This window comes from Ectopseudomonas composti, from assembly GCF_900115475.1.
Classification (GTDB): domain Bacteria; phylum Pseudomonadota; class Gammaproteobacteria; order Pseudomonadales; family Pseudomonadaceae; genus Aquipseudomonas; species Aquipseudomonas composti.
In genome coordinates, this window is record NZ_FOWP01000006.1 from 268,523 (window position 1) to 280,523 (window position 12,001).

The 12,001-nt window shown below is 61.6% G+C and carries 13 protein-coding genes; 6 read left to right on the top strand and 7 right to left on the bottom strand.

What is annotated here, in order from left to right; translation table 11 throughout:
- Positions 1-2: 2 nt before the first annotated feature.
- Entirely contained in the window at positions 3-1,076 is a 1,074-nt protein-coding gene (locus BM059_RS13720; RefSeq protein ID WP_037005039.1) for an LOG family protein, read from the bottom strand.
- A 131-nt stretch (positions 1,077-1,207) separates the two neighbouring features.
- Complete coding sequence (locus BM059_RS13725) at positions 1,208-2,611, bottom strand: MBL fold metallo-hydrolase RNA specificity domain-containing protein (protein ID WP_074939295.1); 1,404 nt, start codon at positions 2,609-2,611, stop codon at positions 1,208-1,210.
- 381 nt (positions 2,612-2,992) lie between these two features.
- Here BM059_RS13725 and BM059_RS13730 point away from each other — a divergent pair, with 381 nt between their 5' ends.
- Positions 2,993-3,187 carry a hypothetical protein gene (locus tag BM059_RS13730; RefSeq protein WP_037005036.1) on the top strand — a complete coding sequence of 65 codons (195 nt, stop codon included), beginning with the start codon at positions 2,993-2,995 and terminating at the stop codon, positions 3,185-3,187.
- 13 nt (positions 3,188-3,200) lie between these two features.
- Here BM059_RS13730 and BM059_RS13735 read toward each other — a convergent pair whose 3' ends face one another.
- On the bottom strand, positions 3,201-3,602 hold the full coding sequence (locus BM059_RS13735; RefSeq protein ID WP_037005034.1) for a quorum-sensing-regulated virulence factor family protein: 402 nt from the start codon (positions 3,600-3,602) through the stop codon (positions 3,201-3,203).
- Positions 3,603-3,891: 289 nt separating this feature from the next.
- On the opposite strand from BM059_RS13735, the gene BM059_RS13740 reads away from it, so the two are divergent.
- Positions 3,892-5,580 carry an OmpP1/FadL family transporter gene (locus BM059_RS13740; protein WP_083413278.1) on the top strand — a complete coding sequence of 563 codons (1,689 nt, stop codon included), beginning with the start codon at positions 3,892-3,894 and terminating at the stop codon, positions 5,578-5,580.
- Positions 5,581-5,639: 59 nt separating this feature from the next.
- Entirely contained in the window at positions 5,640-6,362 is a 723-nt protein-coding gene (locus BM059_RS13745) for a tRNA-uridine aminocarboxypropyltransferase (protein WP_074939299.1), read from the top strand.
- Here BM059_RS13745 and BM059_RS13750 read toward each other — a convergent pair.
- A complete protein-coding gene (locus BM059_RS13750; RefSeq protein ID WP_074939301.1) occupies positions 6,322-7,248 on the bottom strand; it encodes a DMT family transporter in 927 nt (308 codons plus the stop codon). The genes BM059_RS13745 and BM059_RS13750 overlap by 41 nt on opposite strands.
- A 204-nt stretch (positions 7,249-7,452) precedes the next feature.
- Between BM059_RS13750 and erdR the strand changes: the two genes are divergently transcribed.
- Positions 7,453-8,103: a response regulator transcription factor ErdR gene (gene erdR, locus BM059_RS13755; protein WP_074939303.1), complete on the top strand. Its 651-nt coding sequence runs from the start codon at positions 7,453-7,455 to the stop codon at positions 8,101-8,103.
- A 240-nt stretch (positions 8,104-8,343) separates the two neighbouring features.
- On the top strand, positions 8,344-8,709 hold the full coding sequence (locus tag BM059_RS13760) for a diacylglycerol kinase (RefSeq protein ID WP_037005024.1): 366 nt from the start codon (positions 8,344-8,346) through the stop codon (positions 8,707-8,709).
- 5 nt (positions 8,710-8,714) lie between these two features.
- On the opposite strand, the gene BM059_RS13765 is transcribed toward BM059_RS13760, so the two are convergent.
- On the bottom strand, positions 8,715-9,641 hold the full coding sequence (locus BM059_RS13765; protein ID WP_037005022.1) for a LysR family transcriptional regulator: 927 nt from the start codon (positions 9,639-9,641) through the stop codon (positions 8,715-8,717).
- A gap of 113 nt (positions 9,642-9,754) precedes the next feature.
- On the opposite strand from BM059_RS13765, the gene fpr reads away from it, so the two are divergent.
- Complete coding sequence (gene fpr / locus BM059_RS13770; RefSeq protein ID WP_037005020.1) at positions 9,755-10,534, top strand: ferredoxin-NADP reductase; 780 nt, start codon at positions 9,755-9,757, stop codon at positions 10,532-10,534.
- 101 nt (positions 10,535-10,635) lie between these two features.
- Here the strand turns inward: fpr and BM059_RS13775 are convergent, their stop codons facing one another.
- Positions 10,636-11,190: a peptidylprolyl isomerase gene (locus BM059_RS13775; protein WP_037005019.1), complete on the bottom strand. Its 555-nt coding sequence runs from the start codon at positions 11,188-11,190 to the stop codon at positions 10,636-10,638.
- A gap of 5 nt (positions 11,191-11,195) precedes the next feature.
- On the bottom strand, positions 11,196-11,993 hold the full coding sequence (locus BM059_RS13780; protein WP_074939305.1) for an alpha/beta fold hydrolase: 798 nt from the start codon (positions 11,991-11,993) through the stop codon (positions 11,196-11,198).
- Positions 11,994-12,001: the final 8 nt, after the last annotated feature.

The following is a 12,001-nucleotide window of genomic DNA, read 5'->3' on the forward strand; positions in this document are numbered from 1 at the left end:
GTTCAGGTTGCCCAATTTTTCGGCTCGTTGACCACATTGAGCAGCGCGCGCAAGCGACCATAGTCGCGTCCATTGAAAGCGAACGCCAGCCGGGTCAGGTGGCAGAGTTCCGGTTCGTCACGTTCCTGTTCGCAATAAGGCTGTTGGGTGAAGCCACCTTCCTTGCACAGGCTGGCGAAGTCGCTGTGCAGCTTCGCCAGAGTGGCCTCGTTGAGCGGATGGTTGAGGCGAATAACGAAGCGCTCCTTGAGCCAGCGGCTGGAGTGGAAGTTGCGGTAGAAGTTGGCGATTTCATCCACGGCTTCTTCGGCGCTGTAGACCAGGTGCATCAGGTTTAGGTCGGTGGGCAGGATGTAGCCGTTATCGCCGAGCTGCCGGCGGATAAAGTCCAGCGCGTCTTTCCAGTAGCTTCCGCCTGGTTGATCGAGCAGCACCACGGGTACCAGCGGGCTCTTGCCGGTCTGGATCAGCGTCAGTACTTCCAGCGCCTCGTCGAGCGTGCCGAAGCCGCCGGGGCAGAGCACCAGGCCATCGGCTTCCTTGACGAAGAACAGCTTGCGCAGAAAGAAGAAGTGAAACGACAGCAGGTGATGACTGCCGCGCATCGTGGCGTTGGCCGCTTGCTCGAAGGGCAGGGTGATATTGAACCCCAGGCTGTTTTCCGTGCCGGCGCCTTCGTGGGCAGCAGCCATGATGCCGCCACCAGCACCGGTGACTACCATCAGGTCGCGGTGTGCCAGTAGCGCGCCGAGCTCTCGTGCTTGCTGATACAGGGGGTGATCGGCAGGCGTGCGCGCCGAACCGAACACCGTGACCTTGCGTCTGCGTTTCAACTGCTCAAGCACGCCGAAGGCGCGCTCCATTTCGCGCAGGGTCTGCATCATGATCTTGGCGTCCCAGCGGTTGCGGTCTGCCTGGGCCATGTGGATCACGGTGGTGAGCATTTCGCGGTACAGCGACAGGTTGGGGCTGTTGCCCGGGGCTGCCAGCGCAACCAGCTCGTCCACCTTGCTGGTGAGGTCGACTTCGCTGGTTTGCACGTGGCGGGACAGATAGTCGTCCGGTTCAAAGGGCATGGAAACTCTCCTCTTCTTGGCTGGCAAAACGCTTGAAGCGTCTCGCCCTGGCCGGTTCCTTGATTATGGAGTGTTAAGCAGCTTGCCACAGGCAGGCTGCCGTTTCGTTGCGGCCTTTTCGTAAGCGTCGATTACAGGGCGATCTGTTCTCCTGGCTCGGGAATGTTGGCGATCCAGTTCAGGCGTTCGCGCAGGGCTTGTTGCAGAGCCTGCATCTTCTCCAGCTCGCCATGCACCAGATACAGCTCGGGGTGATGGGTGAACTGGCTGGCCCAGTCGAGCAATTGTGATTGCCCAGCGTGGGCCGAGAAGCCGCCGAGGGTATGCACCTTGGCTTTCACCGCGATGCGCTGATGCAGCACCTTGACTATTTCAGCACCGTCGACGATCAGCCGCCCGAGCGTGCCCTTGGCCTGGAAGCCAGGGAAAACCAGGTGACAGTTCTCGCGCCAGAGGTTGTGCTTGAAGTGATGGACGATGCGCCCACCATTGCACATGCCGGCGCCGGCGATGATGATCGCGCCGCTGTTGATCCGGTTGATCGCCATCGACTCTTCGGCTGTTGGTGTACAGCGCAGGATCGGCAGCCAGTCTTCGACGCGTTTTACCCCCTTGGCGGACAGTGTGGCGCGATCCTCGGCCGCAAACTGGTCGTGGAAGTGGCTGTAGATGGCATTGGCGCGGATGGCCATGGGGCTGTCGAGGAACACCGCCTGTTGCGGTAGCCGGCCCTCCTGGTAGAAGCGGCCGAGGTAGTAGATCAGGTCCTGGGTGCGGCCGACGGCGAACGACGGGATCAGCACGTTGCCGCCTTCCTTGTGAGCCTGCTGGAGAATCTCTGCCAGCTCTTCCAGGGTTTGTTCGCTGGGGCGGTGATCACGGTCGCCGTAGGTCGATTCCATCAGCAGTACATCGGCCTGCCTCAGTTGCACAGGTGCCTGCATCAGCGGTGAGCAGGTATTGCCCAGGTCACCGGAAAACACCAGATGGCGCTGCAGATGATGGTCTTGTACCTGAATCTCGACGATGGCCGAGCCAAGAATATGGCCTGCATTGTGGAAGGTGACCTGCACGCCCTTGGCCACCTCGACCATTGCACCATAGGCATGTGCGCGGCGCTGACTAAGGGCCTGTTCGGTATTGGCGACGGTATACAGCGGTTTGACCGCCGGCTTGCCCTGGCGTGCGCGCCAGCGGTTTTCCCACTCGGCGTCCTTTTCCTGGAGAAAGGCGGAGTCCAGCAGCATCAGCTCGAGCAGTTCGCAGCTGGCTTCGGTGGCATGAATCGGGCCGCGATATCCCTCGGCTACCAGGCGCGGTAGCAGTCCACTGTGATCGAGATGGGCGTGGGAGATGACCACGGCATCCAGCGTTTGGGGATCGAAGGGGAAGGCGGTGCGATTCTGATCCTCCTCCTGGCGACGGCCTTGGTGCATGCCGCATTCGAGCAAGACCTTGGCGCCATCACGGCTCTCTAGCAGATAGCAGGAACCCGTGACTTGTTGGATCGCGCCGATGAAGGTGAGCAGGGCCATGGTGCTGTCCTCGTCGTGATGAGGAGGTGAGTCTGCAGGTTCTGTCCGGTGCAGGCCTTGATGCAGATCAGCCGGCGCCTGGGGAGGTGTTCTCAGCATAGTCGCCTGTGGCTTGCCGTTCGTCTGAGCGGGCATGTTCTAGCCAGGTGTCTGATTTACTTGCACAGAGCAGGATGTGTTCAGTGGTGTGGCCAGCGGAGTGCAGCGCAAGGCGCTGGGCTCAGGCGACTGCAGGTGTTGCGCATCAATTGGCCATCAATGGCTGCTGAGGATTTTTGCTTGAGGCTGACGGGCGAAAGATGAATGGCCCCCGACAGGCAGGTGGAACCTCATCCGCCACGTCGAGTCTGCTGTGTGGTCAACAGGAAGGGAGGGGCAGGCATGCCCAGATTGATTCTGGAGATAGAAACGGATCTCTACCGCATGCTGCAACAGGCAGCGCGAACCAACCAACTGAGCTTGCAGGACGAATGTACGCGCCGCCTGGAGGGTGGTGTGCGGCGTTCACGCTACATGGAGGCCTTGCTCGCCGAACTGCGCGCCGATGACGCGCAGCGCCGAGCGGAAAGGGGCTGAGCTTAGCCCCGGCTCAGAGACCGCAGTCGCTCTTGTCGAAGACTTCGACGGTGACCGGGCGATTGCTGCGGTATTCGCTGAACTGGTAGCGCAGCTGTGCGCCCTGAGCCAGCAGGCTGCGGTAGCCCGGGTTGCGGCAGACGCTGGCGGCCAGTTGCGCACGCACGGTGTCGGGATTGCCGCGCATCTTCGCGGCATGCGCTTCACGCACGCTGAGGTGGTTGATCAGCGTGTGACCCTCCACGGTGTAGCCCTGATCGAGAATGTCCTCGTTGATCGCCCGTGGCGTACCTTCGCTGCTTTGCCGGGCGACCTGCTCCAGGGTGCGAGTCAGCTCCATTTCCTTCAGCGAAGCCGCCTGGGCAGTGGGAAGCATCAGGCTGAGCGCGAGAGCGGGAAGGATGTAACGCAACATGTAGGGTGACTCCTGAAAACGTGGACGAGGGTTGGACAGGGCTTCGGGGCGAATGTTCGCGCTGGTAGCCAATTGCCTGCCTGAAACAAAGTGTTACCGATGGGGACATGCTGGCCTCTGGCCGCCGTCCGTCACCACGACCAAAGGCCGGGGATCATCGGCCAAACCTGCACGTCACAGACATTGAGCCGCCGTTGCAGCCGGACGTTGCCCGCGCAGACCTGCCTGAAGTCTGTCGCGGGTGCTTGCCGTGCTGCGTGGTGTTCAAGCAGCGTGCAGGAGAATAACAATGACAATGCTCTTTCGGCGCTGGCCATCGCGGGTGATGGTCGGCAGTTTACTGGTTTTGCCTGTCGCACAGGTGCAGGCATCCGGTTATCACTTTGGTTCGCAGTCAGTGGCGGCGCAGGGTTCGGCGCATGCCAACGGTGCCGAGGCCGCCGACCCCTCGACCATTTTCTACAACCCGGCCGGCCTGGCCCGGCTCAAGGGCACGCAGGTGACCTCCGGCCTGACCGTTGTGCTGCCAGACGGCGATTACGAGGACAAGGGCAGCCGTGACGTATTCGGCAACCCGGTGTCGGGGGATGCGGGCGAGTTTCTGCCTGATGCGGCGGCTGCACCGAACTTCTATTTCTCTCACGAGATCAACGACCAGGTGACGGTCGGCCTCGGTATTTTCACCCCGTTCGGCGCCAAGCTCGATTACAAGGAGGACTGGGCCGGGCGCTATGGCATCCAGTCGGCCAGTCTGGAGACGGTGACCTTCAACCCGAGCATTGCCTTTCGCTTCAACGAACACCACAGCATTGGCTTCGGTGTCTCGGCGCAGTACATCAAGTCGGTGCAGCGCGGTGCAGCGGACGTCAAAGGTGCATCGAGGCAGTTGGCGGGGCAGTTCGTCAAAGAGAACCAGAGCCTGACCGAGCTGGCGGCCTCGCCACTTGGGCAGTTCGCCATCCCCTTGCTTTACGGCATCGATGTACCCAGTGAGATCAGTAATTGCAACGGTCAGACTGATGATGCCTTCGTCGACTGCGTGGCGAAGAATTTCTCCGACAACGTTCAGGGTGATGGCTACTTCCGGGTCAAGGGCGATGATTGGGGCTTTGGCTGGAATATCGGTTACATGTGGGAACCGACCGAATCGACGCGCTTTGGCGTGTCCTATCGCTCCAACATTCGCCACACCCTGGAAGGTGAGACCAAATGGAGCTTCGCCGGTGTGTCCGGCAGTGTGCCTTCGCCCGATACCGATCTGAGTGGTGGCATCGACCTTGGCATCATCACCTTGCCGCCAGCCGATGCCTTGGGCCAGGTGCTGGATCCAGACAACTGGATCAATCCCGGTGAATTCGCCGGCTCCAGGCTGCACCCCAACTCCAAGGCGAAGACCGCCATCGATACACCGGAGATGCTCTCCTTCAACGCCTTCCACCAGCTCAACGACAAGGTGGCGCTGATGGCAGACCTGACCTTCACCCGCCATTCGCGGCTCGACGAGGTGCGCATCGGTATCGATCAGGTGGCGGGCTATCCCTACTTCAACGGCGTGACCGAGGGCGATCTGAGCGTCAAACAGGACTGGAAGGACAGCTACAAGATTTCTCTGGGCATGAACTACCAGTACAGCGACGATCTGCTGCTGCGTACCGGTGTTGCCTATGACCGCTCACCGGTCAGCTCGCCGCAGTTGCGTCACCCGGCGTTTCCCGATGCCGATCGCTACTGGCTGTCGTTCGGTGCCAACTACAAGGTGACGCCCGATACCTCGGTGGATCTGGCCTACAGCTACGTGCAGTTCTCCAGCGGCAAGATGGATTACCGCGATGGCTGTTCACCTGCCGGCTGGGTGCCGGGCGCCGGTGGCCTGTATCAGGACAGCGGAGTGCGCTGCACCGGCAACGGCGGCAACTACACCGGTGAGTACGAGACCCGTATCCATTTCATCGGCCTGGCCTTGAACCACACGTTCTGAGCGCCAGAGCAGCGAATGGGGGTGGTAGAATCGCGCCCCCGTTCGTTGTCGCGCCCTCCATGACCCATCCAGCCCCACATGCCGTTGCCCGCCTGCGTACCGAACGTCTGGCGCGCAGCCTGAAACCTTTCGTCGCCCGCGGCTCACGTGCCGAGCGCTGCCCGCATTGCCGGGTGCAGCCGACGCATTGCCTGTGCGCCTGGCGCCCGCAGGTCGAAGCCAATGCCGCAATGTGCCTGGTGATGCACGATATCGAGGCACTGAAACCGAGCAATACCGGTTGGCTGATCGCTGATGTGGTGCCTGAAACTCACGCCTTCGGTTGGACACGCACTGCTGTCGAGCCAGCGTTGCTGGCACTGTTGGCCGATCCGAAATGGCAGCCTTATCTGGTCTTTCCCGGTGAGTACGTGGCGCCGCAGCGCGTGGTCGAGGAGGTGACGCTGGCCCCTGGCAAGCGGCCGCTGTTCGTGCTGCTCGATGCTACCTGGACCGAGGCGCGCAAGATGTTTCGCAAGAGCCCCTATCTGGATGCGCTGCCGGTGTTGAGCCTGACGCCGGCGCAGCTATCGCGCTATCGCCTGCGTCGTTCCACTCGCGGCGAGCACCTCTGTACTGCCGAAGTGGCCGCCATGTGTCTGGAGCTGGCTGGCGATCTGCGCGCCGGTGAGGCGCTGGATGATTACCTCGACGTTTTCAGCCAGCACTACCTGGCGGCCAAGCGCCGTTTGCCGCTGGATCTCAACGACGCTCTGCACCAGCGTTTGCAGACGTACCGCTGAGTTCACTGGGCAGTGGCTTGGGCCACAGCTGAGCCAGCAGCATGCCGCCAAACATCAGTGCGCAACCCAGGTAGCCGCGTATTGCCAGCACTTCGCCCAGCAGCAGAGCACCGGCGATGGCCGCGAACACCGCTTCCAGCGAGAGAATGATCGCTGCATGCGAGGCGATGGCATGCTGCTGCGCTACCACTTGCAGGGTGAAGCCCACCGCCACGCCGAACAGGCCGCCGTAGAGGATGGCCGGGCCGGCAGCCAGGATGCCGGCCAGCGTTGCCGTCTCGAACAGCGCTGCCAGCAACAGGCTGATCACCGCGCAGGTGGCGAACTGGATGAATGCCAGGCGTAGCGGATCGTGGCGGCTGGCGAAGAACCCCACCAGCAACACGTGAATCCCCCAGACGAAGGCGCCGGCCAACTGCAGCCAGTCGCCGGAGGCTACGCTGAAACCTTCGCCGACGCTGAGCAGGAACATGCCGATCACTGCCAGGCTGGCGCCCAACCAGATGCCCGCGCTGCTGCGCTGGCCGATCAGCAGGCCGAGAATCGGCACCACGATCACGTACAGGCCGGTGATGAAACCGGAGTTGGTCACCGTGGTGAACAGCAAGCCGACCTGCTGCAGGTTGATCCCCAGTGACAGCGCCAGACCCATGACCACGCCGCCCAGTAACAGGTTGCGATTCAGCGCGGCGGCAGGGCGTTGCTGGCGGCGCTGCAGCAGGGCCAGCACTGGCAGCAGCACCAGGCAGGCGAGGGCGAAGCGCAGGCCGGTATAAAGAAAGGGGCCGATATTATCCATGCCCAGACGCTGGGCGACGAAGGCACTGCCCCAGATCATCGCGGTAATCAGCATCAACAGGTCGGCGCGCAGGGCCTGGCTTCGCATTGGCAGCGTCTCGGCGGGAAAGCTGCGCATCCTGCCGCAAAGCATTGCGCTTGACCACCCCGTCACAGCTCGGCATGCTGAGCGCCGCCGTCGGTCCGAGTGGGGAGTCTGTGATGCTGAATGAGCAGGCTTGAGCGGGTCTTCAGGCGAAAAGCACTGCCATACTTACCTCAGTGCCACTCATAACAAGAACAGGATCTGCCAATGGCTGCCTACGAAATCCTGATTGCCGACGACCACCCGTTGTTTCGCAGCGCGCTACAACAAGCACTGACTCTGGGGCTGGGGCCTGAAGTGCGCTTGGTAGAAGCGGCCAGCATCGCCGAACTCGAAGGCCACCTGGCCACCAAGGGCGATTGGGACCTGGTATTGCTCGATCTCAACATGCCTGGTGCCTACGGTTTCTCTGGGCTGGTGTTGTTGCGCGGTCAGTATCCGCATATTCCGGTGGTGATGATCTCTGCTCAGGAAGAGGCTTGCGTGGTCAACCGCTCCCGCGAGTTCGGGGCCAGCGGCTTCATTCCCAAATCCAGCCCACTGGAAACGCTGCAGCAAGCCGTGCGCCAGGTACTCGATGGTGACACCTGGTGGCCGGCGTTGGCCGAGAAGGGCGCGCCAGTTTCCGAAGAGGCCAAGGCCGCCAGTGCCGGTCTCGCCAGCCTCACGCCGCAGCAATTTCGTGTGCTGACCATGGTCTGCGAAGGCCTGCTGAACAAGCAGATCGCTTACGAGCTGAGCGTCTCCGAGGCGACGGTCAAGGCGCATGTCACGGCGATTTTCCGCAAGCTCGGCGTGCGTACTCGTACCCAGGCGGCGTTGCTGCTGCAGCAGATGGAATCGATTCCCACGCAGTGAGAACCCATCGACGATCGCTGCGAGTGGGTGTTGCAGTGTTGAAAGTAAGCTCGGAAAGCCGCTAGTTGCGGCGACCGCCCTGCAGAGCGGCCCGGGTCCGAACGAAGTGATTTTGCAGCTAGCAAACTCCACATCCTGACTTATTTTCGCCCTGTCTCGTTGGCGCTCGCGATCTCGTATATAGGTTCTCGCGCAGCAGATGCAGTAAGCTGCGCGCCTCTTCCTGCAGGGGTGAGGCGCATGTCGCCATTCAAGGGTCAAACCGGCCTGAAACGTATCCTCAATGCCGCCAGCTATTCGCTTGATGGCCTGCGCGCGGCATTTCTCGGTGAGGCGGCCTTTCGTCAACTGGTGCTGCTGAATCTGGTGCTGATTCCGTCGGCCTTTGTCCTCGACGTCAGTCGAGGCGAGCGTGCGCTGATGGTCGCCGTGTGTCTGCTGGCATTGATCGTCGAACTGCTCAATTCAGCCATCGAGGCAGCCATCGACCGCATTTCCCTCGAGCGCCATCCGCTGTCGAAGAACGCCAAGGACATGGGTAGCGCCGCGCAGTTCGTGGCGCTGGGCATGATCGCCTCGGTCTGGGCGGTCATTCTCCTTGGCTGAGATGCTCAGACGATCGGCGGCAGTACGATCTGATCACTGCGACTGACTCCGGTAGTCAGCGCGCGACACTGTTCGAGAAACTCGCGCATGGCCGCCGTCTGGTACTTCTGCTTGTGCCAGATGAAGTAGAACTGCCGGCGCAGGTCCAGCTCCGGGGTTTCCACCGGCATCAGGCTGCCACGGCGAAAGGCGTCGCGCAGCGCCAGGCGCGAGATGCAACCGATGCCCAGGCCGGATTCCACGGCACGCTTGATCGCTTCAGTGTGTTCGAGCTCCAGACGAATATTCAGATTGCGTGGGTGATGACGCATGGCCTGATCGAAGGTCAGTCGCGTGCCTGAGCCTTGCTCTCGCAGGATCCAGGCTTCGTGCGTCAGCTCTTCCAGGCTGGCACTGCCGCGCTGGGCCAGCGGGTGCTGCGGCGCGCAGAACACCACCAGCTCGTCCTCGACCCAGGGTTGCACCTCGATATCCGGGTGCTGGCAGTCGCCTTCGATCAAGCCGAGGTCCAGCTCATAATGCGCGACTTGTTGCACCACATGAGCCGTGTTGTGCACTTGCAGCTTCACCCGGCATTCGGGGTGATGCTGCATGAAGCTGCCGATCAGCAAGGTCGCCAGGTAGTTGCCCACGGTCAGCGTGGCGCCGACGTGCAGCGAGCCATAACCGCTTTTGCCGCCGAGCAAACGCTCGATCTCGCGAGCCTGATCGATCAGGGCCACTGCCTCGGGCAGCAACTGCCGACCCAGGGCGTTGAGCGCCAGGCGTTTGCCGGCGCGATCGAACAGCTGGCAGTCGGATTGGCGTTCCAGTTCGGTCAGCGAAGTGCTGGTCGCAGACTGCGACAATGCGAGCGATTGCGCGGCGCGCGAGACGCTTTCATGCTGCGCCACGGCAACGAACACCTGAAGTTGTCTGAGAGTAAATCGCATATCTATATAACCGATAACCTATATCTTGATAATCCACTTAACAGATATTGTTGCCGCGAATAGAATGCCGCGCAATCGCGCCTTCGGCGTCGCAGTTTTTCGAGGAAATCATCATGAGCAATATGAACGTCGAGCGTGTGCTCAGCGTCCACCACTGGAACGATACGCTGTTCAGCTTCAAGTGCACCCGTGACCCGGGCCTGCGCTTCGAGAATGGCCAGTTCGTGATGATCGGCCTGCAGCAGGATAGCGGTCGCCCGCTGATGCGCGCCTATTCCATCGCCAGCCCGAACTGGGAAGAGCACCTGGAGTTCTTCAGCATCAAGGTGCCGGACGGCCCGCTGACCTCGCAGTTGCAGCACCTCAAGGAAGGCGACGAGATCATCATCAGCAAGAAGCCTACCGGTACCCTGGTGCTCGATGACCTCAATCCGGGCAAGCATCTCTATCTGCTCAGCACTGGCACCGGCCTGGCGCCTTTCATGAGCGTGATCCAGGACCCGGAAACCTATGAGCGCTTCGAGAAGGTGATCCTGGTCCACGGCGTGCGCTACGTGAACGAAGTCGCCTACCGCGAATTCATCACCGAGCATCTGCCGCAGAACGAATTCTTCGGTGATGCGCTGAAGGACAAGCTGATCTACTACCCCACCGTGACTCGCGAGCCGTTCGAGAATCAGGGGCGTCTGACCGACCTGATGCGCAGCGGCAAGCTGTTCGCCGATATCGGCCTGCCGCCGATCAATCCGCAGGACGACCGCGCCATGATCTGCGGCAGCCCGAGCATGCTCGACGAGACCAGCGAAGTGCTCGACAGCTTCGGTCTGAAGATCTCCCCGCGCATGCGTGAGCCGGGTGATTACCTGATCGAGCGCGCCTTCGTCGAGAAGTAAGCACCGCCGTTAAACGACAAAGCCGCCCAATGGGCGGCTTTGTCGTTGTAGGAGCGAATTTATTCGCGATGCGTATTGGCCAATCGCGAATGAATTTGCTCCTACAGGCGCTTGGCGTCGATGATCAGCACTGGTTCGCGCGGTACGTTCTGGTGCATGCCGCGGTTGCCAGTGGGCACCTGGGCAATCTTGTCCACCACGTCCATGCCGCGGGTCACCTTGCCGAAAACGGCATAGCCGAAGTCGCGCGAGCTGTGATCGAGGAAGGCGTTGTCCTTGTGGTTGATGAAAAACTGGCTGGTGGCCGAGTCACGCACCTGCGTGCGGGCCATGGCCAGGGTGCCGCGAACGTTGTGCAGGCCGTTGTCGGCCTCGTTCTTGATCGGTGCGTTGGTGTCCTTCTGGCGCATGTCGGCATCGAAGCCGCCGCCCTGAACCATGAACCCCGGAATCACGCGGTGGAACTGGGTGCCGTTGTAGAAGCCACTGTCGACGTATTTGAGAAAGTTCTGCGTGCTGATTGGCGCCTTGTCGGCGGCCAGCTCCACTTCCACTTCACCCAGGCTGGTGGTCAGCAGGACCTTGGGGTTGTCGGCGGCCAGAAGGCTGGAGGACAGCAGCAGGGCGCCAGTGGCGAGAACGAGTTGCTTGAGCATGATGGTCAGTTTTCCTTGTTGGCAGTCTCGCCGAGGAAGGCGAGCAGGGCGTTGTTAAAGCGTTCCGGTTGATCCAGTGGTGTGGCGTGGCGCGAGTTTTCGATGACCAGTAGGCGAGCATTGGGCATTTCTGCCACGTATTCGCGCTTGCGTTCAACTGGCGTGTAGTCGCGATCGGCAGTGATCACCAGGGTAGGACAGGTGATGCGTTTGAGGCGTTCCCGCACGCCCCAGCCGATGATCGCGTCGAGGCTGGCGAGGTAGGCGCGCTTGTCGTTCTGTGGCCAGCGTTCTTCGACCTTGCGCCGCAGCTCGGCCTGTTCCGGCTTGGGGAACAGCAGCTTGGCCAGCGCTTTGGCGATGGTCTCCAGGCTCAGCAGGCGCGACAGCGTCCAGCGCTTGCCGATTTCCAGCCAGTCGCGCGCGCTCTTGGCCTTCACCTCCGGGCCGCTGTTGACGATGGTCAGGCTGCGCAACAGCTCCGGGTGGTCGACGCCAAGCTGGAAGCCGATCATCCCGCCCATGGAGATGCCCACCAGGTGCACGGGGGCTAGTTGCAGGTGTTCGATCAGGGCGGCGACATCCTCGGCGAAGTCGGCAATGCGGTAAGCCTCGCGCGGTTTGTCCGAACGGCCGTGGCCGCGTACGTCGAGGGCGATCACCCGGTAGTGCTGGGCGAGTACCGGAATCTGGTATTCCCAGTCGCGCGTGCTCGAGCCCAGGCCGTGGACCAGCAGCAATGGCGCGCCGTGGCCGTAATCCTCGTAATGCAACTGGCAGCCATCGTTGTCGAAATAGGGCATGGCAGGGC